General features: G+C 67.7%; 26 protein-coding genes and 1 riboswitch. Of the genes, 10 read left to right on the top strand and 16 right to left on the bottom strand.

Translation table 11 applies throughout. The annotated features are described in order from the left end of the window. Window positions 1-7: 7 nt before the first annotated feature. The 3 genes from EV667_RS15335 to chpT form a co-directional block, all read right to left on the bottom strand. Complete coding sequence (locus tag EV667_RS15335) at window positions 8-352, bottom strand: hypothetical protein (protein ID WP_245516166.1); 345 nt, start codon at window positions 350-352, stop codon at window positions 8-10. A 157-nt stretch (window positions 353-509) separates the two neighbouring features. Beyond that, the gene (locus tag EV667_RS15340) at window positions 510-1,766 is read right to left on the bottom strand and encodes a CheW domain-containing protein (RefSeq protein ID WP_131836161.1); all 1,257 of its coding nucleotides are present in this window, start codon (window positions 1,764-1,766) and stop codon (window positions 510-512) included. A gap of 155 nt (window positions 1,767-1,921) precedes the next feature. Continuing rightward, on the bottom strand, window positions 1,922-2,569 hold the full coding sequence (gene chpT, locus EV667_RS15345; protein ID WP_131836162.1) for a histidine phosphotransferase ChpT: 648 nt from the start codon (window positions 2,567-2,569) through the stop codon (window positions 1,922-1,924). 156 nt (window positions 2,570-2,725) lie between these two features. On the opposite strand from chpT, the gene EV667_RS15350 reads away from it, so the two are divergent. From EV667_RS15350 to EV667_RS15365, 4 genes are all read left to right on the top strand, one after another. Continuing rightward, entirely contained in the window at window positions 2,726-3,553 is an 828-nt protein-coding gene (locus tag EV667_RS15350; RefSeq protein WP_131836163.1) for a 3'(2'),5'-bisphosphate nucleotidase CysQ family protein, read from the top strand. Window positions 3,554-3,723: 170 nt separating this feature from the next. Further along, a complete protein-coding gene (locus EV667_RS15355; protein WP_131836164.1) occupies window positions 3,724-4,299 on the top strand; it encodes a DUF1134 domain-containing protein in 576 nt (191 codons plus the stop codon). Window positions 4,300-4,423: 124 nt separating this feature from the next. Then, window positions 4,424-5,473 carry a coiled-coil domain-containing protein gene (locus EV667_RS15360; RefSeq protein WP_131836165.1) on the top strand — a complete coding sequence of 350 codons (1,050 nt, stop codon included), beginning with the start codon at window positions 4,424-4,426 and terminating at the stop codon, window positions 5,471-5,473. An 82-nt stretch (window positions 5,474-5,555) separates the two neighbouring features. Beyond that, window positions 5,556-6,926: an NAD(P)H-dependent oxidoreductase gene (locus EV667_RS15365; RefSeq protein ID WP_131836166.1), complete on the top strand. Its 1,371-nt coding sequence runs from the start codon at window positions 5,556-5,558 to the stop codon at window positions 6,924-6,926. 33 nt (window positions 6,927-6,959) lie between these two features. Here the strand turns inward: EV667_RS15365 and EV667_RS15370 are convergent, their stop codons facing one another. The 6 genes from EV667_RS15370 to EV667_RS15395 all read right to left on the bottom strand — a co-directional run bounded on the left by EV667_RS15370 (window position 6,960) and on the right by EV667_RS15395 (window position 12,680). Further along, window positions 6,960-7,403 (bottom strand): YybH family protein, encoded by a 444-nt coding sequence (locus tag EV667_RS15370; RefSeq protein WP_131836167.1) that lies wholly within the window; start codon window positions 7,401-7,403, stop codon window positions 6,960-6,962. A 62-nt stretch (window positions 7,404-7,465) separates the two neighbouring features. Next, on the bottom strand, window positions 7,466-8,062 hold the full coding sequence (locus tag EV667_RS15375) for a thiamine phosphate synthase (protein ID WP_131836168.1): 597 nt from the start codon (window positions 8,060-8,062) through the stop codon (window positions 7,466-7,468). An 18-nt stretch (window positions 8,063-8,080) separates the two neighbouring features. Next, on the bottom strand, window positions 8,081-8,890 hold the full coding sequence (locus EV667_RS15380) for a thiazole synthase (RefSeq protein ID WP_207907778.1): 810 nt from the start codon (window positions 8,888-8,890) through the stop codon (window positions 8,081-8,083). 21 nt (window positions 8,891-8,911) lie between these two features. Further along, window positions 8,912-9,109, bottom strand: coding sequence for a sulfur carrier protein ThiS (gene thiS / locus EV667_RS15385; protein WP_131836170.1), 198 nt, complete (start codon window positions 9,107-9,109; stop codon window positions 8,912-8,914). Beyond that, window positions 9,087-10,109 (bottom strand): glycine oxidase ThiO, encoded by a 1,023-nt coding sequence (gene thiO / locus EV667_RS15390; RefSeq protein WP_131836171.1) that lies wholly within the window; start codon window positions 10,107-10,109, stop codon window positions 9,087-9,089. The genes thiS and thiO overlap by 23 nt, the downstream gene beginning before the upstream one ends. A gap of 50 nt (window positions 10,110-10,159) precedes the next feature. Then, a riboswitch (TPP riboswitch) is annotated at window positions 10,160-10,280 on the bottom strand. Between the two features lie 75 nt (window positions 10,281-10,355). Next, the gene (locus EV667_RS15395) at window positions 10,356-12,680 is read right to left on the bottom strand and encodes an MHYT domain-containing protein (RefSeq protein ID WP_131836172.1); all 2,325 of its coding nucleotides are present in this window, start codon (window positions 12,678-12,680) and stop codon (window positions 10,356-10,358) included. Window positions 12,681-12,975: 295 nt separating this feature from the next. On the opposite strand from EV667_RS15395, the gene EV667_RS15400 reads away from it, so the two are divergent. Then, the gene (locus EV667_RS15400) at window positions 12,976-13,752 is read left to right on the top strand and encodes a phosphatase PAP2 family protein (protein WP_131836173.1); all 777 of its coding nucleotides are present in this window, start codon (window positions 12,976-12,978) and stop codon (window positions 13,750-13,752) included. Window positions 13,753-13,842: 90 nt separating this feature from the next. Next, complete coding sequence (locus EV667_RS15405; RefSeq protein ID WP_131836174.1) at window positions 13,843-14,052, top strand: hypothetical protein; 210 nt, start codon at window positions 13,843-13,845, stop codon at window positions 14,050-14,052. Between the two features lie 16 nt (window positions 14,053-14,068). Here EV667_RS15405 and EV667_RS22925 read toward each other — a convergent pair whose 3' ends face one another. The 3 genes from EV667_RS22925 to EV667_RS15415 are packed head-to-tail and all read right to left on the bottom strand — an operon-like array spanning window position 14,069 to window position 15,049. After that, a complete protein-coding gene (locus EV667_RS22925) occupies window positions 14,069-14,359 on the bottom strand; it encodes an RBBP9/YdeN family alpha/beta hydrolase (protein WP_245516167.1) in 291 nt (96 codons plus the stop codon). Between the two features lie 22 nt (window positions 14,360-14,381). Continuing rightward, the gene (locus tag EV667_RS22930) at window positions 14,382-14,636 is read right to left on the bottom strand and encodes an RBBP9/YdeN family alpha/beta hydrolase (RefSeq protein ID WP_245516168.1); all 255 of its coding nucleotides are present in this window, start codon (window positions 14,634-14,636) and stop codon (window positions 14,382-14,384) included. Window positions 14,637-14,650: 14 nt separating this feature from the next. Continuing rightward, complete coding sequence (locus tag EV667_RS15415; RefSeq protein ID WP_131836175.1) at window positions 14,651-15,049, bottom strand: MAPEG family protein; 399 nt, start codon at window positions 15,047-15,049, stop codon at window positions 14,651-14,653. Window positions 15,050-15,125: 76 nt separating this feature from the next. Here EV667_RS15415 and EV667_RS15420 point away from each other — a divergent pair, with 76 nt between their 5' ends. Next, entirely contained in the window at window positions 15,126-15,674 is a 549-nt protein-coding gene (locus EV667_RS15420; RefSeq protein ID WP_245516169.1) for an NUDIX hydrolase, read from the top strand. A gap of 72 nt (window positions 15,675-15,746) precedes the next feature. Here the strand turns inward: EV667_RS15420 and EV667_RS15425 are convergent, their stop codons facing one another. Together EV667_RS15425 and EV667_RS15430 are read right to left on the bottom strand one after the other, a co-directional pair. Continuing rightward, complete coding sequence (locus EV667_RS15425; protein ID WP_131836176.1) at window positions 15,747-16,154, bottom strand: DUF1236 domain-containing protein; 408 nt, start codon at window positions 16,152-16,154, stop codon at window positions 15,747-15,749. Between the two features lie 123 nt (window positions 16,155-16,277). Then, window positions 16,278-17,489 (bottom strand): multidrug effflux MFS transporter, encoded by a 1,212-nt coding sequence (locus tag EV667_RS15430; RefSeq protein WP_131836177.1) that lies wholly within the window; start codon window positions 17,487-17,489, stop codon window positions 16,278-16,280. Between the two features lie 324 nt (window positions 17,490-17,813). Between EV667_RS15430 and EV667_RS15435 the strand changes: the two genes are divergently transcribed. Next, on the top strand, window positions 17,814-18,302 hold the full coding sequence (locus tag EV667_RS15435; RefSeq protein WP_245516170.1) for a hypothetical protein: 489 nt from the start codon (window positions 17,814-17,816) through the stop codon (window positions 18,300-18,302). A gap of 2 nt (window positions 18,303-18,304) precedes the next feature. Here the strand turns inward: EV667_RS15435 and EV667_RS15440 are convergent, their stop codons facing one another. Together EV667_RS15440 and EV667_RS15445 are read right to left on the bottom strand one after the other, a co-directional pair. Continuing rightward, entirely contained in the window at window positions 18,305-19,717 is a 1,413-nt protein-coding gene (locus EV667_RS15440) for a TRAP transporter large permease (protein ID WP_131836179.1), read from the bottom strand. 61 nt (window positions 19,718-19,778) lie between these two features. After that, the gene (locus EV667_RS15445) at window positions 19,779-20,318 is read right to left on the bottom strand and encodes a TRAP transporter small permease subunit (protein ID WP_131836180.1); all 540 of its coding nucleotides are present in this window, start codon (window positions 20,316-20,318) and stop codon (window positions 19,779-19,781) included. A gap of 266 nt (window positions 20,319-20,584) precedes the next feature. Here EV667_RS15445 and EV667_RS15450 point away from each other — a divergent pair, with 266 nt between their 5' ends. Together EV667_RS15450 and EV667_RS15455 are read left to right on the top strand one after the other, a co-directional pair. Beyond that, window positions 20,585-21,610 (top strand): AI-2E family transporter, encoded by a 1,026-nt coding sequence (locus tag EV667_RS15450; RefSeq protein WP_131836181.1) that lies wholly within the window; start codon window positions 20,585-20,587, stop codon window positions 21,608-21,610. Window positions 21,611-21,612: 2 nt separating this feature from the next. After that, entirely contained in the window at window positions 21,613-23,079 is a 1,467-nt protein-coding gene (locus EV667_RS15455) for an alpha/beta hydrolase (RefSeq protein WP_131836182.1), read from the top strand. Window positions 23,080-23,083: the final 4 nt, after the last annotated feature.

Below are 23,083 nucleotides of genomic sequence, written 5' to 3' on the forward strand. Positions count from 1 at the left end.
GGGACGCTCAGAGGACGCGGGGCGGCCGCACCGGGATTGGCGGGGCGAGGCCCGCCAACGGCACTCCCGCCGGCGGCGCCAGTGTCACCCGGGCGGCCACTGGGATGGGCAGCACCGGCGCGGACAACGGTGTCGCCACGTTCTGGCTCAGCACGCAGCACAGGTGCAAGGGCGTCGGCACGCCGTGGAGCGAGGGCGGAGCCTGATCGAGCATCGCCTCGTGGCAGGGCATGGCGGACGAAGGCACGGCTGAGGAAGATATTGCGGAGGAAGATATGGCGGGCGCGGCCATCGCCCGGGTCGCCGCCGCCGGGCTCGCCAGAGCGGCGCCCAGCGCGAGCAGCGCCAGCATCAGTCGAAGCCATCTCCGCGCGTGCATCCAGTCATCCCGCAGGCCGCCCCCACTTTGCGCGCAGGAGCCAGCGAAGCCGTCATGTTAGCGGGTAGGCATCGGGCGAGACAGATGGGTATCGCGCGGATGGCGCAGCTGTGATGAGCGCACCGCAGCCTCACCGCGTCGGTTCGCCCTCCAGAAGCGCCAGCACCAGCGCCACCGGCTCGTGCGCCGGCACCACGGCCTGGAAGCCGGGCGGCGGCGGCAGCGGGGTTGCGGAAAGTCCGATGCGCCGGCCCGGGTCCTGGGCGGCGACGCCGTCCTCCCGCACGGCGCCATAGGCGTCGAGATCGAACAGGATGACGTCGAAGCGCCCGCCCATGAGCCGCGCCGCGCGCGGGTCGTCGGCCAGCCTCACCTCATGGCCCATCGATCGGACGAGGTCGCGCAGGGCAGCACGGGCCGCGCCATGCGGCGCCGTCACCAGCACGCGCAGCGGCGCGGCACACGGTGTGGAATGTGTTGCCTGCGTACCCGCCGGCTCCAGCAGCCGGTAGCGACCGCTGGTGGTGGCGAGAAAGCGCATGCCGCCCACCCGCTCGATCCGTCCCTGCGGCGCCAAGCCGACAATCTCGTCGACGACGATCACTTCACCTTCGCCGCCAAAGGCCAGCAGCATGCGCCGTGACGGGCGGCCGGCGGTGGGCAGCAGCGCGATGCCCGGCACCTTCTCAAGCGCCGTCACGCTCTGCAGCGTGGCGATGCGAACCGCCTCCATCTGCGCGCGGCCGGCGCGCACCAACAGATGCGCCGTATCGGCTTCGGGCGTCGGGCGCTTTGCCGCCACGCCGAGCGGCAGGTCGACCATCGCCACGCGTGCGCCGTCGGCGAGCAGCGCCACGCCCTCCAGCATGTGGGCGCCGGGGCCGAATCGCTCGCGCCAGCTCGGCGGCAGAGTTTCCACCACCGCCGTCTGGCGCTGCAATTCGCCTTCCACCAGCACGGCGGCGCGCACCTTGCCTCCGGTGCCGACCAGCAGCAGCGTGCCTTTGGTGGCGCGTGGCGTGGCAACGCCCATGCGGGCGGCAAGTTCGATCAGCGGCAGGCCGCTCGACGCCAATGTCCCCGTGTCGGCCATGGCCAGCAGCCGCGCCCAGCGCTCGCCGCTCACGGTCATGGAGTCCATCACCTGGGTAGCGGAAAAGGCGAGACGCAGGCCGCCCTGCGCGAAGGACAGAATGTCCACGCGCGGCGCCGGGGCGCGGGTCCGCTCCCTCTGCGGCGCATCGGCGCGGGAAGATTCGGCACGGGAAATTTCCTCGCGCGGAAATTCGGTACGTTGCGAGGGCGCGCGCAGGCTCGCCGCGATGCGGGCGGCTTCGCGGGAGACAGGGCCGCGCGGGGCGGCAGGCAGGGAATCGACGGGGAACATGGGCGACCGGCAATACGGGACACGACACACCGACCTTTCGGCCTGCGAGCGTCAGTTTCCACCGATACCGTTAATGTCGTCTGAACCTCCCGCACGCCCTCCCGGGAAGCTGCCGAAAAGCGTCCCCGTCGCCAGCGGCGCAAACGGCGCGGGAATCAGCCGCGCGCAACCAGGATCGTCACCGCGTCGCCCTCATGCGCGAGGCTGATGCCATAGCCGGTCGCCCGCGCCAGCAGCCCGGTATAGTGCGGCTGGATGGCGTGGGCATCGACCGAGCCGCCTTCCTGCGCCTCGCCGGCCAGCAGCGACACGAGGTGCGGGGGAATCCGGGAATGGCTGCCCTGCGTGGTCAGGCGAAAACCGCCCTCCTCGCCCGTGCCGTTCTCTTCCACGCCGATGCGTCCGCCACGCGGAATGGTGGAAGTGGCGACGACCAGAAGGTTCAGCAGCAGCTTCACCTTGTTCTTTGGCGCCAGCACGCGCGGCAGTTGCCAGGTCAGGCTGGTGCGGTCGTCCTCGATAAAGCCGCGCGCCACCTTCTCAGCCTCGCCGGTGTCAATCTGCGCCCCGGCCGAGCCGGCGGCGCCGAAGGCGAGTCGGGCGAATTGCAGCCGGGCGGAGGCCTGCCGGGCGCTCTTTGCGATGAGGTCGAGCGCAAAACTTTTCATCGCCGGGTCGTCCTCGTCCTCCAGCACTTCGAGCCCGTTGACGATGGCGCCGACCGGGCTGATCACGTCGTGGCACACGCGCGAGCACAGGAGGGCGGCGAGGTCGAGCTTGTCGAGGTCGATGGCGGTCGTCATCGCGTCCCTTGCGGAGAGTGTGCGGCGAATCGGCCGCCCCAGAATGCAGCCGGCCCGTGTGGCCGACATCGCTGGGTGTGATACACCGCGCTCCCATTGAGGCCAACCGTTTCTCCCTCCCGCCCCCTCTCCTTCCAAGCCGGAAACGCTAGCGCCATGTCTTCCCTGCCCCCGCATCTGCCGCCCCATCTCAGCCTGCTTTCCGCCCTTGCAGGCGCGGCCCTGAAGGCGGGCGAGGTCATCCTGCGCATCCGCGCCGAAAGTCTGGCCGGCGGCGGGATGGCGAGCGCGCAAAAAAGCGACGAGAGCCCCGTCACCGCCGCCGATCTCGCCGCGGAGGAGCTGCTGCGGGCCGAGCTCGCCCGCCTGCTGCCGGGCGTGCCCGTCATTGCCGAGGAGGCGGTTGCACAGGGGCGGGGCGAGGCGCCGGCCGAGACCTTCCTACTGGTCGACCCGCTCGACGGCACCCGCGAATTCATCGGCGCCAGCGGCGAGTTCACGGTGAATATCGGCCTGGTGGAAGCCGGCGTGCCGAGCTTCGGCATCGTGCTCGCCCCGGCGGTAAACAAGCTCTATGCCGGCGCCACCACGGCGGCCGGGGCGGGCGCCTTCCTTGGCGGGCGCGACGCCGATCCCGGTTCCTGGACGCCGATTCGCTGCCGGCCGATGCCGCACACGGGGCTGATCGCGGTCGCCAGCCGCTCGCATCTCGACCCTGAGACGACGGCTTTTCTCGCTGGCCTCGACATCGCCGAATCGATCAGTTGCGGTTCGGCGCTGAAATTCGGCCTGGTGGCGGAAGGGCGGGCCGATCTTTATCCGCGCTTCGGCACGGTGTGCGAATGGGATGTCGCCGCCGGCCATGCGGTGGTGCGGGCCGCCGGCGGCAGCGTGTGCCGGACCGATGGCGGCGCCCTGCCCTATGCCCGCACGGAAGCCGACTATCGGGTCCATGGTTTCATCACCCGCGGTGCCGGGACGTGAGCGACCCAACTGTGGCGCATGTGCCGCGAGCTGCGCTTTTGGAGGCATGTCGCCTTTCTCTGGTCGCACTCCATGCTATTGATAGCCTTCGGGGAGTTGGATGCCCGGGTCCGGTTCGGGGCCTGCGATGGGCTCTCTTCCGCTTGTTGAGATCAAACGCGAGACCGCCAATGCCGACCTTGCGCGCCCTTTTTGCCTCCTTCGCCCTTCTCTGCGCCCTGCCCTTCCTCGCCGCGCCCGCTCAGGCGCAGGCGCAGCAGGCCGGTACCTATTCGAGCGACGAACTGGTGCAGCAGGGCCACGGCTTTTTCGGCGAGGTCTCGCGCGGCCTCGCTCTGTCCATCGAGAAGGCGGTCAACCAGTGGGGCCAGCCCAATGGTTACATCCTCGGCCAGGAAGGTTCCGGCGCCTTTGTCGGCGGCCTGCGCTATGGCGACGGCACGCTCTACACCCGCAATGCCGGCGACCTGAAGGTCTACTGGCAGGGCCCCTCGCTCGGCTGGGACTTCGGCGGCGACGGCGCCCGCACCATGATTCTGGTGTACAACCTCAACGGTATCAACGACATTTTCCGGCGCTTCGGCGGCATTTCCGGCTCGGCCTATTTCGTCGCCGGCTTCGGCATGACGGCGCTGGCCTCGGACAATATCGTCGTGGTGCCAATCCGCTCGGGTGTCGGCGTGCGCCTCGGCGCCAATATCGGCTATCTCAAATTCACCCCCGCCGCGACGTGGAACCCCTTCTGAACGGCCCCGCCTGACGCCGTGGGGCCGGGCTAGCCCGGCCGTTTTGGTATCTGTAACCTGTTAGCTCCCTGGCTGGCTGTCCTTCCCGGACCGCCCCGCCACCCTTTGAGGTGAGAAACGCCGCATGATCGAAGCGATCATGTATTCCGCTATCGGCTTCCTGACCGCGACCTTGCTGGCATTGCTCACGCTGCCGGCGGTGTGGCGGCGGGCGGTGCGGCTCACCCGCAAGCGGATCGAGGGCGCGATTCCGGTCTCCATTGCCGAGGTGCAGGCCGACAAGGACGAGCAGCGTGCCCTGTTCGCCGTCGGCATTCGCCACCTCGAAATGGAGGTGGAGCGCCAGCAGGCCCGCACCGCCGCGCAATATGGCGAGATCGTCCGGCAGGCAGAGGCGCTGCGCACGCGGCAGGAGGCCGTCGAGCGGCTGTCGACCGACCTCGACGCGCTGCAGACCGAACATGCCACTGTCGCCACCCATCGCGACCATCTGCGCGGCGAACTGGAAACCACCACGCGGCATCTCGAAGAGACCCGCGCCGCCTTGCTTCACGCCCGCAGCGAGCTTGCCCGCACCCGCGACGCCTTCGAGGACACACGCACGCGGGAAGACGAGCTGAAGATCGAGCATGTGGCGCTGACCACGTTGCGCGACACGCTCAAGGACCGCATCGGCGAACTCGGCCGACAGCTCACTTCTGCCAACGCACTTCTGGCGAGCGAGCGCGAGACGGTGCGGGCCACGGGCGAAAGCCTCGCCATCGAGCGGCGCCGCAACCAAGAGATCAACGACGAGCTGGCCAAGGCGCTTGAGGCGCAGGCTCTCGCGCAGGAGGGCCACGCCGCCCTGCAGGCGCGCATCGAGCACCTCACCGTGCTGGCCGCCGCACCCCAATCCGCCACACCACCATCCGCCGAGGCGCCGGACGGCGCGGCCGACACGGCGATGCTGCGCGAGCACATCAGCGACATCGCCGCCGGAGTCGCTCATCTCACGGCCCGGCTGGAGGGCCCCGGTTCGCCAATCGACGCACTGCTCGCCGGCCATTCCCGCGTGCCCGGCGCCCCGCCGACCCTGGCCGACCGCATTCTCGACCTCAAGGCCGCGCACACCGCCGCCGAGGCGCTGACGGCGGAAGAAGCCCGCCCCCAGGGCCGCGCCGTCGCCGGCTGACATCGCGCCGCCGGCCCCGGCTGGCAGGCGAAGAACCGGACCGGGCGCCAAGCCCGGCCGCACCCTGGGAAGGAAACGCCTGATGAATCTTGCCCGCCTGCTCAAGGCCCGCGCCGATGCCGGCCGCCCCGTTCGCGTCGGCCTCATCGGTGCCGGCAAGTTCGGCTCCATGTTCCTGTCGCAGCTGCGCACCACGCCCGGCCTGCACCTGCTCGGCATCGCCGATCTCTCGGTGCCGCGCGCCCGCGCCGCGCTGGAGGCCACCGGCTGGGATACGGAAGCGGTCCTCGCCCCCTCCTTCGCGGAAGCCCTGCGCACCGGCCGCACCATGCTGACCGAGGACGCCTCGGCGCTGATCGCCGCCGACGGGCTCGATGTCGTGGTGGAAGTCACCGGCAGCCCCGCCGCCGGCGCGGCCCATGCGCTGATGGCCATCGAGCAGGGCCGCCACATCGTCATGGTCACGGTGGAGGCCGACGTTCTGGTCGGCCCGCTGCTGGCCGAACGTGCCCGCAAGGCCGGCGTCGTCTATTCCATGGCCTATGGCGACCAGCCGGCGCTGGTGTGCGAGATGGTCGACTGGGCCCGCACCTGCGGCTTCAACGTGGTCTGCGCCGGCAAGGGCACCAAATACCTCCCCAGCTTCCACCGCTCCACCCCGGACACCATCTGGAGCCTTTACGGCCTCACGCCTGAGCAGGCGGCGGAAGGCGGCATGAACGCGCAGATGTTCAATTCCTTCGCCGACGGCACCAAATCGTCCATCGAGATGGCGGCGATCGCCAATGCGGCGGGGCTCACCGCCCCCTCCGACGGGCTGCTGTTCCCGCCCTGCGGCGTCGACGACCTCGCCACTATTCTCCGCCCCCGCGCGGCCGGCGGTCTGCTGGAGCATTCCGGCACGGTGGAAACCGTCTCCTCGCTGGAGCGCGACGGCCGCCCGGTTTTCCGCGACCTGCGCTGGGGCGTCTATGTGGTCTTCGAGGCCGACCCGAGCGCGCGCGGCGACTATGCCCGGCGCTGCTTCAAGGAATATGGCGTGGTGACGGATGCCTCCGCCCGCTATACCGCGCTCTACCGCCCCTATCACCTGATCGGGCTGGAACTCGGCGTCAGCGTCGCCTCGGCGGCGCTACGAAATGAGCCCACCGGCGTCACCGAAGCCTTCAACGCCGACGTGGTGGCGGTGGCCAAGCGCCCGCTCAAACGCGGCGAGACATTGGACGGCGAAGGCGGCTTCACCGTCTGGGGCAAGCTGTTCCCGGCCACCACGTCGCTTGCCAAGGGCGGTCTCCCCATCGGCCTCGCCCACCACGTGACGCTCACCCGCGACATTGCTGAGGGCGAGATCGTCGGCTGGGCCGATGTCGAGGTGAAGGACAGTCCCGCCGTGCGCCTGCGCCGCGAGATGGAGCGTTCTTTCGCGGGTGTCGAGGCGGCGGGGGCGGAGTAAAGGGGACCTCGCACCCAGCCTCCGCCGCTTCGGCTATTCCTCGTAGGCGATGTATCGGATGATACGCCATCGGCCGTCGTCTTCCCGGCGGAAAACGTCCATCCCCGGCTCGACGCTCTTTATGTCGCCCGGCGAAATGGTCAGCGTCCAAGTCAGGCGGACAACGGCGAGGTCGCCCTCAACGATCACTTCCTTGATGTCGGCGGAATAGTGGAAGCGGCGCTCGCGATCGCCGAGCGCCTTCTCGATCAAGGCGCAGCGCGTCGCGTAGCCCGCCTCGCCCTGGCCGCGATAATCCGAGATGAGAGATTGAGAAAACAGCTCGCAGGCGGTGGTCGCGTCACCGTTGTTGAACGCCTCCGTCCATTGGCCGAGCCGGGCGCGGATTTCGGCTTCGGCCCCCTGCCCGGCCCACGCCGAACTGGCCAGCAATACCAGTCCGGCAAGGCCGGACGCCAGTCGTGCGAGACGTTCCATGCGGCACCCCGTTTCCACAGGTCTACCAGAAAGTCACGGCCCGGCGCGAGCGCTCGCGCCCTCTACCGCGTGGCCAGCACCCATTCGCGCGCGCGGGCCTCGGGATTGTCGTTCAGCAGCACGTCGGTGACGACGGCGAGGCTGTCCGCCCCGGCCTGGCGCACCCCCGCCGCGCGGTCGAGATTGAGCCCGCCAATGCCGACCAGCGGCAGGTCGCCGATCCGCGCCTTCCACTGGCGCACCCGCTCCACCCCTTGCGGCGCCCAGCGCATCTTCTTGAGGATGGTCGGGTACACCGGCCCGAGCGCGATATAGTCCGGCCCGGCAAGCAGCGCGGCCTCAAGCTCGGCCTCGTCATGCGTGCTGATGCCAAGCTTGAGCCCGGCCCGCCGCATCGCCGGCACGTCGGCTTCGGCAAGGTCTTCCTGGCCCAGATGGACGAAATCGCAGCCGAGCTCGATGGCCAGCTTCCAGTAGTCGTTGACGATGAGCTGGGCGCCGAAGCGGGCGCAGACCTCGCGCGCCGTGGCGATCTCGCGGCGCAGCTCGGCCTCGTTCATCTCCTTGGCGCGCAGTTGCACCAGCTTCACCCCCTGCGGCAGCAGGCGCGGCAGCCATGAGGCACGGTCGACGATGAGGTAGAACGGATCGAGCTTCATCACGCACTCACTGAGAGATCAGGAACCAAGAAGGGCCCGGCCCATGACCGGGGTCGAAGGCGCGGCCATGTCGCGCACCTCCATCGGATCGGCGATCACTGCCTCGCGCCCGGCGGCGATGGCGGCGGCGAAGGCGCGGGCCATGCGGACGGGATCGCCCGCCTTCGCTACCGCCGTGTTCAGGAGCACCGCGTCATAGCCCAGTTCCATGGCCGCCGCCGCATGCGACGGCAGGCCGACGCCTGCATCCACCACGAGCGGAATGCCGGGGAAATGCGCCCGCATCGAGCGCAGCCCATAGGGGTTGTTCAGCCCACGCCCGGAGCCGATCGGCGCCCCCCATGGCATCAGCACCTCGCAGCCGGCGGAAACCAGCTTCTCCGCCACCACTAGGTCCTCCGTGGTGTAGGGAAACACCTGGAAGCCGTCACGGGTGAGGATGCGCGCCGCCTCCACCAGACCAAAAACATCCGGCTGCAGCGTGTCGTCCTCGCCGATCACCTCGAGCTTCACCCAGGGGGTGCCGAAAAGCTCGCGCGCCATCTCCGCCGTGGTCACGGCTTCCTTCACTGTCCGGCATCCGGCGGTGTTGGGCAGCACCTTCACCCCGAGGTCGCGGATCAGCTGCCAGAAGCTTTGCCCGGCCTTGGCCGCCCCCGATTCCCGGCGCAGCGAGACGGTGACGATTTCCGTGCCCGAGGCGCGGATCGCCTCCGCGAGGATCGCCGGCGAGGGGTATTGCGCCGTGCCGAGCAGCAGGCGCGAGGTCACTTCGGTGCCGTAGAACGTCACCGGATCGGCCGCCGCAGCCGGCAGGTTGTGGGTCATCGCATCCATGATGGCCTCCTCTCATCCGCCCTGCATAGGGGCGAGAATTTCCACCCTGTCGCCCTCGGCGATAGGGGTTGCCTCGCGCCGGGCGGCGCGGACCATGTCACCATTCAGCGCCGTCGCCACGATGGCGCCGGCCAGTTCCAGCTCGGCCAGCAGGCCCGCCAGAGTGCCGGCGACCGTGTCGGCCGGCTCACCATTGACGATGATCTTCATCCATCACCTCCGGGAAATACGCCCCGTCAAACGCGACCTCCGCCGCCCGGCGCGCCAGCGCCGGTGCCGCGAGGAAGCCGTGCCGGTAGAGACCGTTGATATAGAGCGTACCGCCGCGCTTGCGCAGGCGCGGCAGATTGTCGGGAAAGGCCGGGCGCACATCAGCCCCGATCTCGACGATTTCCGCCTCGCCAAAGGCGGGGTGCAGCGCATAGGCCGCGCCCAGCAGCTCCAGCATGGAACGCCCGGTGACACGGCCGCGCTCGTCATTCTCGATCGAGGTGGCGCCGATCATGAAATGTCCGTCGCCGCGCGGCACGATATAGACCGGGATGCGCGGGTGCAGCATGCGGACCGGCCGTTTGAGGCTGACCTCGGTGGAATAGAGCACCAGCATCTCGCCCTTCACGCCGCGCAGATCGGCGAGGGTGTCGCGCGCCGCCAGCCCACGGCAGTCGACCACGAGGTCGGCCCCGTCGGCCCCCTCGGGCTGACGCTGCTCCTCATCCAACCCATCGGCCTCGAAGCGGAAGGCGACGCGATACTCCTGAACCAGCCGGCGGGTCAGGGCGGCAAGCGCCTTGCGCGGCTCCAGATGCGCTTCGGTGGGAAAGAACAGCCCCTGGTCGAAGCGCCCGTCGAGATCGGGTTCAAGTTCGCCGATACGGGAGCCATCAACCCATTGAAAGCCATCGGTCCGACGCGCGAAACGGCGCAGATCCGGCACATCGCGCGGCGGCGCCAGCACCAGCGAGCCCTCATTGGGCACATCCGGCACCGCCTCGCGCCAATAGGCCAACGATTCATGGCCCAGTTCGGCAATGATAGGCTCCGCGCTCTCCCGCTCGCACCAAGGCGCCAGCATGCCGCCGGCATACCAGGAACACCCCTGCCCCGAACCGGATTTTCTGTCGATTACAGTGACCTGGGCGCCGCGTTCGGCAAAAGCGTGGGCGCAGGTGAGCCCGGCGACGCCAGCGCCGACAATTCGCACGCGCATCGCATTGGCCCCATGCCAAGCCGTTGCGTTGCCAGTCGATTCAGTTTGCGTGGAAGCCATGCACTCCCTCCCTCCGCCAGTGTCAACTGGATCAGGTTCAAAGGGTCGCCATGCCGCGCAAACGCGTTGATGGCCTCTCAGCCTCCTGACGAGGCTCCCCCGGACTCTCTCGATATAGTCACTCGCCCGGCGGATGTCACCGTCGCTCGCTCGACATTCCCGCCATGGGGCGTTGGGTACGGGAACTCAGCCGCGACGCGGCAACGGCACCACATTGTCGGTCGCCTTGCGCGTCGCCAGCACGATGGCGCGGCGCAAGGCGTCTCGGCTGAAGGGTTTTCCCAAGCGGGTCATCCCGGCCTTGGCGTCGGCGGGAAGCTCGGCATAGCCGGTGCCGAGGATTAGTGGCAGCCCCGGCCAGCGCTCGTCGATCACCGCCGCCATCTGCACGCCGGTCATCCCGGGCATGGCCTGATCGGTCAGCACCACGTCGAAGGCCACGCCGGATTCCAGCAGGTCCAGCGCCTCGCGGGCGGAAGCTGCCTCCGTCACCGCGCAGCCGAGATCCTCCAGCATGGCGCCGGTGGCGGATAGCACGAGCGGATCGTCATCGACGACCAGCACCCGCTGCGCCCCGCCCTCGCCTTCCGGAACGCCCTCGTCGTCGTCAAGCGCGGCGGGAGAGGGCACCGCCCGCGCCACATGCGCCACCGGCAGATAGATTGTCGCCGTTGTGCCGCGTCCGGGCGTGCTCGCCAGCACCAGCCGCCCGTCCGACTGCGCGGCAAGACCGTGCACCATGGCGAGGCCGAGCCCGGTGCCTTTGCCCACCCCCTTGGTCGTGAAGAACGGTTCGGCGGCGCGCGCCAGCGTCTCCGCATCCATGCCGCTGCCACTATCGCCGATGGACAGGCAGAAATAGTGACCCGCCTTCAGCCGGCCGGGTTCCGGAGCCTCGTCCGGCGCCGGGGCGGGAACGACGTCATCGCGCGCGGCAATGGTGATCACACCACCCTCCGGCATGGCGTCGCGCGCATTCACCGCGAGATTCAACAGGGCGAGTTCAAGCTGGTTGGCGTCCACCCGCGCCAGAGGCAATCCCAGCGGAAATCGGGTTTCGATGCGGACGCTCGGGCCGATCGAACGGCGCATCATCTCAGCCATGCCGAGCACCAGTTCGGGGACATCGACCGCCGCAGGCTTGAGATCCTGCCGACGGGCGAAGGCCAGCATCCGCTGGGTCAGCGCGGCGCCGCGCTGGGCGGCCTGCGTCGCATTGCCCAGCAGCGACCGCAGCCGGGCATCGTCCGGCGCTCGCTTGGCGGCGAGTTCCAGATTGCCGAGGACCACGGCGAGGAGATTGTTGAAATCATGGGCGATGCCGCCGGTGAGTTGGCCGACGGCCTCCAGCTTCTGCGCCTGGCGCAGGGCGTCCTCGGTGGCGCGGCGCTCGGTGACATCGACGAGGCCGCAGAGCGTGTTCTTGAGATTGCCGTCGGCGTCCCGTTCGGCGACGGCGGAGAGCACGCAGTCGAGCACGCGCCCATCCTTGGCGATGAGCCTGTATTCGGCTTCCCGCAATTCGCCGGTGTCGAGCAGGCGGGGCCAGTGCTCCTCGGTACGGCGGCGCGCCGAATCGGCGGTCATGAAATCCGTCAGTGGCCGTCCAATTACCTCCTCGCGCGCATACCCGAGCAGGCTGAGCCAGCGATCGCTGACCTGCGCGATGTGGCCGTCCGGCCCGAGCGAGTGCAGCGGCAGCGGCGTGCGGCGATAAAGATTGCGATAGCGTTCCTCGCTCTCGCGCCAGACGCCGGCCTCACGGTCGGCCAGCACCGCGACACGGCGATCATAGGCGGCGGCTAGCAGAAGGGCGATGAAGATGGCAAAGGTTGCAGCCGTCACCACGGCGACGAGCGAGCCATTGTCGATCCCGCCGAGCGTGGCGGCATGGGTCGCGTCGGTGGCATCACGGGCATCGGCATAGCCAGTGAACGTCACCCCCATCATGGCGACATAGTGCATTCCCGCGATGCCAAGCCCAAGCGCAAGCGCGGCGACGGCCCGCTGGAAAACGGAGTGATTGCGGAAAGCCAGCCAGATGGCGACGGTCGAGGCGGAAATGGCGAGCACGATGGCGGCGCCCACATGGATCATGTCGAAAGTCATCGAACCGGGCATCCGCATCGCCGCCATGCCGGTATAGTGCATGCCGACAATCCCCAGCCCCATGAAGATGCCGCTCAGCAGAATACCTTCGACACCCACGCCCGCACGGCCGGCGCCGAACAGCGCCACGCCAGTGGCCAGAACCGCCAGCAGCAGCGAGGCCAGCGTCAGCTCGATCCCGTAGGAAACCTCCATGCCGACGTGGAGCGCCAGCATGGCAATGAAATGCATCGCCCAGATGCCGCCACCCAGCACGACGGCCGCAGCGGCGAGCCACGCCAGCCGTCCGGTGCCCGCGCGCGTCATGCGTCCCGCAAGGTCGAGCGCGGTGTAGGACGCCGCGACGGCGATCAGGATCGACAGCGCCACCAGCGCGCCATTGTGGCTCCCGACAATGTTCATGACCGCCGAATGTGTTTCACCTTCCGCGCACAGCGCGCGGTACCGGGCCGCGTTATCGTCGCGTCAGCTTCCCGCAGAGTAACGCGGCCCGCATGCGCGATGGTCAGAGATAACCCAAGAACCACAGAATAAGAATAATCGGCAATGGAATACCGAGCATCCAGAGAGCGCCACCCTTAAGCATGAATACCTCCTGAGCTGTTGCAGCATGGGAACACCGCAGGGCCTGGATCGGTTCCACCTTCTGCCGGCGCTTCCCGGTCCCATTTTTCATTGTCGGTGAACGATGTCCTCCATGTCTCCACGCCGCCTCGCCCAACGCCTCCCGCTTCGCCTGCGCCAGCTTGCCGGCCTCCTGCCCGAGCTGGCCGTACTCCTGGCCCTGCTCGGCGCGACGCTGGGGCTGCTGGCCTTCGCCTTCATTGCCGACGAGGTGGTGGAAGGCGAGACCCACGCCTTCGACGAGGCGGTGTTACTGGCCTTCCGCGCACCCGGCGATCCAGCCGATCCTCTCGGCCCCCACTGGCTGGAAATCGTCATGCGCGATGTGACGGCGCTGGGTGGCACGACGGTGCTCACCCTCATCACCCTCATCGTCGCCGGCTTCCTCGTCATGGACGGCAAGCGCGCGGCGGCGCTGTTCGTGCTGGTGGCGACATCCGGCGGCGGGCTGCTGAGCTACGCGCTGAAGCTTGGCTTCGAGCGCCCCCGGCCGGACCTCGTCGCCCATCTCGTCGATGTCAGCACGCTGAGCTTCCCGAGCGGGCACGCCATGGGTTCGGCCGTGACCTTCCTCACGCTCGGCGTCCTCATCGCCCGCACGGAGCGAAAGGCGCGCCTGCGGGCCTATGCCCTTGCCGTCGCGGTCGGCCTCACCTTGGTGGTGGGGTTCAGCCGCGTCTATCTCGGCGTGCACTGGCCGACGGATGTCCTCGCCGGCTGGTGCGCCGGCAGCGCGTGGGCGCTTCTGTGCTGGATCGCCGTGCTGATGCTGCAACGCCGGGGCAAGGTTGAGAGCGCCGGCAGCGACGATTCCGACAGCCCGCAGGCCCCCAAGCCGCCCGCCTCGTGATCTCCGCAAGCCCCGATGGCTTTCGCCTCGCGCTCGGCTATCATTCCCTCAGGCCGCCGCAGAGCGTGCCGCCAACGCAGGAGAAAGCCCATGACCACCACCACGCCGGAAGGACATCTCATTCCGGGGATCGGCGTCATCGAGACCGTCGAATCCGACAACGTCCTGCGCTGGGACGGCAATAATCTCTATGTCGAGCAGGACGTCTTCCATAATGGCCAGCTCGTCCACCGGCGCTACCGCAAACGGGTGACCAAATCCGTCGCGCAGGCCATCGCCGCCATGCTTGCCCAGCATTGACCGACCGGCGCGCGCCCTAAAACCGCGCCAGCAGGCCGCCGAGCAGCACGAGGCCCGCCGGCCAGAGACCGAGCCGCGCAGCGGAGCCGATATGGCCGAGTTCCCCGACATCGGCCAGATCGGCTCCCCAGGCCTGCGCGAAAGCGCCTGCCTGTGCCGGCCTCACCCTCGGATCGTCCCGCGAGACCAGAACGAGCGCCGGGTACGGCAGGGGCGAGAGCGGCATGGGACCGAAATTACGCACGAGGTCGAAGGAGGGGTCTGGGTCGTCGACATTGGTCGGCGCCGCCAGGAAAGCGGCCGCCACCTTGGCGCGCGCCCGTTCCGGGTTAAGCCACCGTCCAGCGCAGCACCGTCGCCACGCCGACCGAATGGGCGACCAGCACCACCCGGCGCGGGGCTGTCTCCACCGCCGCATCGAGCCGCGCGGTCCACGCTCCCACCTCGGGTCGGCTCCAGTCGGACTGGATCAAGCGGCTCGAATTGGGGAAGGCCCCAAGCCAATGCGACTGCCAGTGCTCGGCCGGTGCGTTTTCGCGACCGGGAATGATGAGGAAATCGAACGAGGAAAAATCGACCGCCATATCCCCGCCCTCGCTCAGAACGGCGACAGGACGGCGAGCAGGACCAGCACGATGCCCGCAAGCGACACGGTCCAGGCGAGCGAGCGCAGACGGGGCACGCCCAGGGCGTAGAGCGGCAGATAGACGATCCGGGCGCCGAGATACAGCCACGCCCCCCAGAAGGTGAGCGCACCTTCCCGGCCGGCGACATGGGCGATCAGGACGACGGCGGCGAACACGGGAAGCGTCTCGAACAGATTGGCCTGCGCGCGCTGGAGCCGCCCGGTGACGATTCCCACCGGCGGGCCAGGGGTGTCGCGCGGCCCCGTATTGTAGTCGGTTCCGGTTTCCCGGTTGCGCCACATCGCAGGGAGCAGCACCTGTATAAGGGCAAGAACCATCGTCCAGGCGAGAAGCGTCAGTTCGGTGGTCATGCGGGGGGTCCCAAAAGGCGAAAAACACCATAAGAGGCGTCGCTATTCCTACGCGATGCACTACATTTAGCACATCATGGCCAAGCAGAAGCAGACCAAACGGCGAGCGACCGACGGCCGCCCCCTCAGTCAGGTGGCGGCGCTGGCGTATCGCGTGGTCGACGACGGCGGCATCGAGGTTCTCGTCATGACGTCGCGGGAAACCCAGCGGGTGATCATCCCGAAGGGCTGGCCGATGAAGAACCGCAAGGACTGGAAGTCAGCGCAGATCGAGGCCCGGCAGGAGGCCGGCGTGATCGGCGATGTCGGCCGCAAGCGCCTCGGCCAGTATCTCTACTGGAAACGGCTGGAGAGCCATTTCGTGCTGGTCAAGGTCGCGGTCTATCCGCTTGCCGTGCGTCGCCAACTGGCCGATTGGCCCGAGCGTCACGAACGTGAACAAACCTGGATTTCCGCCGAGGACGCCGCCCTGCTGGTGGACGAGCCGGAACTCGGCGCGATCATTCTCGACTTCGCCCAATCGCGCGCCGCCGTGCTACTGGCCTCCTCCAGCCAGAAGCCGGTCGGAAGCGACGCGTCGACCGGGCGTCGGGTTGAGCTCGATGCAGGAAGGGCCGCGCCCTAATGATCCCGACGCGACATCCGGATCCGAATGTCGCGGTCGATCCACCAGAACGCGGCTCCTTGGTGGCAGCACTCACTCGATGATCTGCACGATCCGGTTGGTGGCCGGGTCGACCAGAACCGTGCGCTCGTTGATCACGGTGTAACGGTACTCGTTCACCCCGTACTCGGAAGGCACCTCGTAATAGCGGACGGTCCCGGGCGGCAGCTCCGTGCCGACGACGACCTCTCGCTCGATGCGATAGGAGGGCACCTGTTCCTCGACCACATAGCCACGGAACCGCGAGCGTCGGTCATCCGAAATGCCGCCGACCACCGCACCGGCCACGCCGCCGACGACAGCCCCGACTGGACCCCCAACAAGAGCACCGCCCACGGCGCCCGTGGCGGCGCCGGCCGCTGTGCCCGCACCATCCTGCGCATTTGCCGCCAACGGCGCAGCGAATACAAGCGAAGCCGCAATAATTGCATGTCGTATCATAGTATTCTCCTGTCACCCTGCCCCGTTGACTTGCGGGGTTCTAACTCCGCACTTGGAAACCTGTTCCGAATGTGCGGGAAGGCGACAGAAGGTGGCGGCTAAATACCGCCTTTTGTTTCGATGTCAGGATTCGGTATCTGATAGCTGACGATCGCCCTGAAACAGCCGGCCACCTTCCGCAAAAACAACGCAGCCAAGCGCGGCGAGGGCGAGGGCGGCGAAACCCAAGGTCAGCGGCAGTGTCGTGCCGTCGAAATTCTGCCCCAGCGCAAAGCCCGCCAGAGCGCCCCCCACCGTGCTGACGAACCCCAGAACGGACGATGCGGTGCCCGCAACGTGCCCGACCGGCTCCATCGCCATGGAATTGAAGTTCGACACCATGAGGCCGAAGAAAAACATCATCGCGCCCTGCAGGATCGAGAACGTCCAGATGTTCTCGCCACCGCCGAGAACGATGCCGGCATGTATCAGCGTAACGGCGAGATAGCCGCAGAGCGCGACATGGGAGACACGCCGCATGCCCAGCTGCTCGACGACGCGCGCGTTGAGCAGCGACGAAGCCGCCATGAAGACGGCGATCAGCGCGAAGATCAGCGTGAACAGTTCCTCCGCGTCAAAGGCGTCGGCGAACACCTGCTGCGCGGAGTTGATGAACCCGAACAGGCCGCCCATCACCATGGTGATCGCCAGCATGTAGCCCACCGTCACACGGCTGCGGACGATGAGGCCGAAGGCGTGGGAGATGCCGGCGAGGGAAATCGGCGAGCGGTCTTCCGGGTGCAGGGTCTCCGGCAGGCGGGCCAGCGTCCACACGAACAGGACCGCCCCGAACACGCACAGCATCAGGAAGATGCCCCGCCACGGCGCCACCAGCATGATCGCCTGCCCGATGGACGGGGCAATGATGGGCACCGACAGAAAGACAAGGAAGGCGAGCGACATCACCCGCGCCATGTGCGAGCCGGAATAGCAATCGCGCACGATGGTGATGGCGAGAATCCGGGTCGCCGCCGCGCCGACGCCCTGCATCACGCGCGCCGCCAGCATCACCTCCAGCGTGCCGGCAAAGATCGCGCCAATCGAGGCCGCCGTATAGACGGCGAGGCCGAACAGCAGGATCGTGCGGCGACCAAAACGGTCGGCCAACGTACCGTAGATGAGCTGGGCGCCGCCGAAGCCGAGAAGATAGGCGGTGATGACAAGCTGCGTGTGGTTCGCCGTGTCGATGCCAAGCGACTCGCCGATCTCCGGTAACGCCGGCAGCATGGAATCGATGGCGATGGCGTTGGTCGCCATGAGCCCGGCGACGAACAGCACGAACTCACGAAATCCCATGCCGGGATGCGCAGACCCCGGAGAAGGATTTCCCGGCGTGGAGACGGGGGAGGACATAGGTGATCCAATGCGGCAGGGCCGCCCCGAAAGGCCAGGGAGAGGCGGCGGCAGGTGTCGGCCCCCGCCTTAGCGCGCAGCGGGGGCTCCTCCTATAGGCCGAAAGACACAGGCAGGTGAATTCAGCGCCGTGCCTTCCGCAAATTCAGTCACCGCAACGTTTCCCGCTGACGTCAATAAAAATGATGCGTATCATCAATTCTGCCGGCGGCAGCCGTGCCGGCGCCGCGCACCGCGTCGGGCGGAAGCGCATGGGGGAGCATACGCATGTTCGATCCGACCACATGGACCGGGTTCCACACCTGGCTGAGCCTCATCGCCATCGCCACCGGCTTCGTCGTGCTGGCCGACCTCATCGCCGGACGTGATCGACGCTGGTGGACAGCCACTTTCCTTGCCACCGCCGTCGCCACCAGCGCCACCGGCTTCGGCTTCGCGTTCAACGGCGTACTGCCCTCGCACATCGTCGGCATCGTCGCTCTCGTGGTGCTCGCCGTCACCGTGCCCGCGCGCTACCATTTCCACCGGAGTGGGCGCTGGAACCTGGTCTACGCGGTCGGCATCGTCGCCAGCCAGTGGCTGCTGGTCTTCGTCGCCATCGCCCAGGTCTTCGCCAAGGTGCCCGCGGTGCACGCTCTGGCCCCCACGCAGGCGGAGCCGCCCTTCGCCATCGCGCAGGGCGTGGTGCTGCTGCTGTTCGTCCTCGCCGGCGTCGCGGCGCTGCGCGGCAGTCGGCCCAGCGCCCTGCCCGCCTGACCTCAGAACTGCGGAGGCGCGAGGTCGAGCGGCGGCGCGTCATATTGGGGAATGTTCAGCTCGATCGTCGAGGGATCGACATCCGGCCCCGCGCTGATCCAGTAGGTCACGGCATCCGGCCAGAGGATGACGACCGCCACCAGCACCAGCTGCATCAGCAGCCACGGGATCGCGCCCCAGTAGATCTGCGAGGTGCGGATCGATTTCGGCGCGATCCCGCGCAGATAGAACAGCGCGAAGCCGAAGGGCGGGTGCATGAACGCGGTCTGCATGTTCACGCACAGCAGCACGCCGAACCAGACGAGATTGATGTCGAGCTTCATCGCCACCGGCACCAGCAGCGGCACGATGATGAAGGCGATCTCGAAGAAATCGAGGAAGAAGGCGATGAAGAAGATGAACACGTTGACGAAGATCAGGAATCCGGCGCGCCCACCGGGCAGCTGGGCCAGCAGGTGCTCGATCCACAGCGCCCCGTCCATGCCCTGAAAAACCAGGCTGAACACGGTGGCGCCGATAAGGATGAAGACCACCATGGCAGTGAGCCGGGCGGTGGACCCCATGGCCTGTCGTATCAGCGGCCAGGTCAGGCGCCCGTGTATCGCCGCCAGCGCGATGGCACCGACCGCGCCCATGGCCCCCGCCTCGGTCGGGGTTGCAAGGCCCATGGCCAGCGTGCCGAGCACCAACATGATCAGCACGATGGAGGGGACCATGCCCCACAGAACCTGCCGGATCAGCGGCCAGCCGCCCTCCCCGCGAGCCTCGGGCGGCAGCGGCGGCATGTGGCCGGGCTTGATCAGCGACAGGACGAAGACATAGCCGAGGAAGATAAGCACCTGCAGCAGCGAGGGACCGATCGCGCCGAGATACATTTCGCCCACCGGCCGGCCGAGTTGCTCGGCCAAGACGATCAGCACCAGCGAGGGCGGGATGAGTTGGGTGATGGTGCCCGATGCGGCGATCACCCCGGTGGCGAGCTTCTGATCATAGCCGTAGCGCATCATCACCGGCAGCGAGATCACGCCCATGGCGATAACCGAAGCTGCCACCGTCCCGGTGATGGCGCCTAGGATGGCACCGACCACAATCACTGCATAGGCGAGGCCGCCGGGCACCTTGCCGAACAGTTTGCCGGTGCCTTCCAGGAGGTCTTCGGCGAGGCCGCAGCGCTCCAGCACCGCCCCCATGAAGGTGAAGAAGGGGATGGCGAGCAGAAGGTCGTTCGAGATGATGCCGTAAAAGCGGAACGGAAGCGCCTGCAGAAAGCTGAGCGTGAAATGGTCGGTCAATATGCCGAGCGTGCCGAAGAAAAGGCCGACGGCGATGAGCGAGAAGGCGACGGGAAAACCGGCCAGCATGAAGCAGATCATGCCGGCGAACATGAGCGGGGGCATCACGCCATAAGAGAACATGCAAGGCTCGCGCGTCGGGAGAAAGGGGCCGGGAGAGGGAGAGGTCGGTTCATCGAGGCCGCTACTGGAGCGGCTTCTCGTAATCGGTCGTGACCTCGATGGCCCCGCAAAGCGCCGCCACGCGCTTGATGAGCTCCGAAATTCCCTGCACCGCCAGAAGCGCGAAACCAAGCGGCAGCAGCAGCTTGGCCGGCCACAGGATCAACCCGCCGGCGTTTTGCGACACCTCGTCCGAGAGGAAAGACTGCCAGAAGAACGGAAAGCTGAGCCAGGCGAGGTAGAGGCCCGCGGGAATGAGGATGAGCGCGAAGCCCAGCGTGTCGATCCACAGCCGGGCGCGAGGCGACACGGCCATGTAGAGGAGATCGACCCGCACATGCTCGTTGCGCTTCAGTGTGTAGGGCGCCCCGAGCAGCACGACGGCCCCGAACAGGTACCACTGGATTTCCAGCAGGCCATTGGTGCTGTAGCTGAACAGGTAGCGCACCGTCGCATTTCCGGCGCTGACGAGACAGGCGAATAGCACGCAGTAATCCGCGACGCGGCCGAACCTCTCGTTCAATCCGTCGATGACGCGGCTGAAGGCGAGCAGCCCACCCATCGCAATCCCCCTCGTTCTGGCCGGTTCTTATCGTTGCGGCCGGGGCGGCCCAATCGCCGCCCCTGCCGATCGCGGCAAGATAGACCATCGTCTCTCGCAATTTAACCCGCCCGTAAACCCACCCGCGCCGACAGTCCCCTGCCGGCCGCATATGGTGCGGTGGTGTGGCTGTTCTGCCGGTATCCGCCGGCGCCAGCGCGATTTGCCGGCACGTTGTGGCGTGTTATCCCATTCCAATCGTCCGGCCCGACTCCGCGAAAGCTCCCATGACCTCCAGCGCGCTTCGTCTTCCTCTCGGCATCTGCGCGTTCGTTCTCGCGGCCGGGGCGATCTATCTCGCCCGATCGGTCGTGGCGCCCGTTGCCTTCGCGCTGTTCATCATCGCGCTGGTCTGGCCGCTGCAATTGCGGCTGCAGCAGCGGCTGCCGGCGCTGGTGGCGATGATCCTCACCCTGACGCTGACCGTGCTCGCCCTGGCGCTGCTCGGCTATGTCACCATCTGGGGCTTCAGCCAGGCCGGGCGCTGGCTGATCGCCAATGCCGGCCGCTTCCAGGCGATCTACACCGAAACCGCCGCCCGGCTTGAGGAGATGGGCCTCTATTCGGCCGGCATGCTCGCCGACACCTTCAACGCCGGTTGGCTTATCGGCACCTTCCAGGGATTGGCCGGGCGGCTTAACGGCATCCTCGGCTTCGGCGTGGTGACGTTGATCTTCGTCATGCTCGGCCTGCTGGAGGTCAATATCGTCCGTACCAAGCTGCTCGCCGGGGCCGGCGAGACCGGCCGGCGTCTGGTGCGGGCAAGCGCGACGACAGCGGTGAAATTCCGCACTTACATGATGGTCCGAACGGTCATGAGCGTGCTCACCGGCGTCTTCGTCTGGGCGGTGTCCGCCGCCATCGGGCTCGAACTCGCGCTTGCCTTCGGCGTCATCGCCTTTGCGCTGAACTACATTCCCTTCATCGGCCCGCTGGTGGCGACCCTGCTGCCAACCTTCTTCGCCCTGGCGCAGTTCGGCTCGTGGGAGACGGCGGTGGCGGTATTCCTCGCCATGAACGTCATCCAGTTCTTCAGCGGCAGCTATATCGAGCCGCGCGTGGCCGGCAAGGCGCTGGCCATCTCGCCGTTCCTCGTGCTGTTCGCCGTGTTCTTCTGGGCGTTCATGTGGGGCCTGTCCGGCGCCTTCATCGGCGTGCCGCTGGTCATCGCCGCCCTCACCTTCTGCGAGGAGGGCGAGGGCACCCGCTGGATCGCCCGCCTGTTGTCCGGCCGCGAGGAGCCCGCGATCTGACCATGACCGTTCTTTTCGCCACCCTGCGCAGGGTTCTCAAATGGCTGGCGGTGCTGGCGCTTCTCCTGTTTGTCGCGTTCCTCGGCTCGCGTGTCTGGTTCGCCCAGAGCGGGCCGTCGCTGGAGCCGTGGCACACCTTCGTGCCGGAGGAGATGAGCGTCGCGGAACTCGACAAGGCGGACTGGCGCGCCTATCTCGCCCGCGAGGACAAGCTGTTCGCGGATGTCACCCGCGAGGTGGTGCAGAAGCTGCCGGAGGCGGACCATGTCCCCTCCAACCGCTATTTCGCCGGTAGCGTCGTCTACCCGCCGAACCTCTCGCAGGATTTCAACCGTTCCTATGAGATGGCGCCCGCGGGCGATCCTGTCGGTGTGGTGGTTCTGCTGCATGGCCTGACGGATTCCCCCTACAGCCTGCGCCATGTCGCCCTGCGCTACCTCGCCAACGGCTTCCTCGTCGTCGCCCCGCGCCTTCCCGGCCACGGCACGGTGCCGGGGGGCCTCACCGCCGCGGAATGGGAGGACTGGCTGGCCGCCACCCGCCTCGCCGTGCGCGAGGCGGCCGCCCGCGCCCCGGGCAAGCCGCTGGAGATCGTCGGATTCTCCAATGGCGGGGCGCTGGCGCTGAAATACGCGCTGGACGCGCTCAGTGACGACACGCTGGCCCGCCCCGACCGGCTGGTGCTCATCTCGCCGATGATCGGCATCACCCGCTTCGCCCGCTTTGCCGGGCTGGCGGCACTGCCGGCCTGGCTGCCGGCCTTCGACAAGGCGGCGTGGCTCGGCCTGGTACCGGAGTTCAACCCGTTCAAGTACAACAGTTTCCCCGTCAACGGCGCGGTGCAGTCGCACCGGCTGACCCGGGCGCTACAGGCCTCCATCACGGCGCAAGCGCGCGCCGGGCGACTGACCGGGCTCGCGCCGGTACTCACCTTCCAGTCGGTGATGGACTTCACCGTCTCGACGCGGGCGATCATCGACGCGCTGTACAGCCAGCTTCCGGCCAATGCCAGCGAGCTGGTGCTGTTCGACATCAACCGGAACACCAAGCTGGGCCCGCTGCTGCGCGCCACATCCTATTCCGCATTGCTGCGGCTGCTGCCGCCGCTGCCGCGCGATTTCCGTACCGTCATCATCACCAATGAAGACGCCCACAGCGATCAGGTGGTGGAGCGCTCCATTCCCGCCGGCGGGATGGAAGAGACGGTCCGCCCGCTGGGCCTCGCCTATCCGCTCGACGTCTATTCGCTCTCCCACGTCGCCCTGCCCTTCCCTCCGGAAGATGCGCTTTACGGCTCGCATCCCGACCCGGACGAGAATTTCGGGCTTCAGCTGGGCGCCATGGCGGTGCGGGGCGAGCGCGGGGCGCTGATCGTGAGCCTCGACGCGCTGGTGCGGATGTCGTCCAACCCATTCTTTTCCTACATGAACGACCGGATCAAACCAGCCCCTGACCTGCCCGCGCCGTGAGCGG

This window comes from Ancylobacter aquaticus, from assembly GCF_004339465.1.
Lineage (GTDB): Bacteria > Pseudomonadota > Alphaproteobacteria > Rhizobiales > Xanthobacteraceae > Ancylobacter > Ancylobacter aquaticus.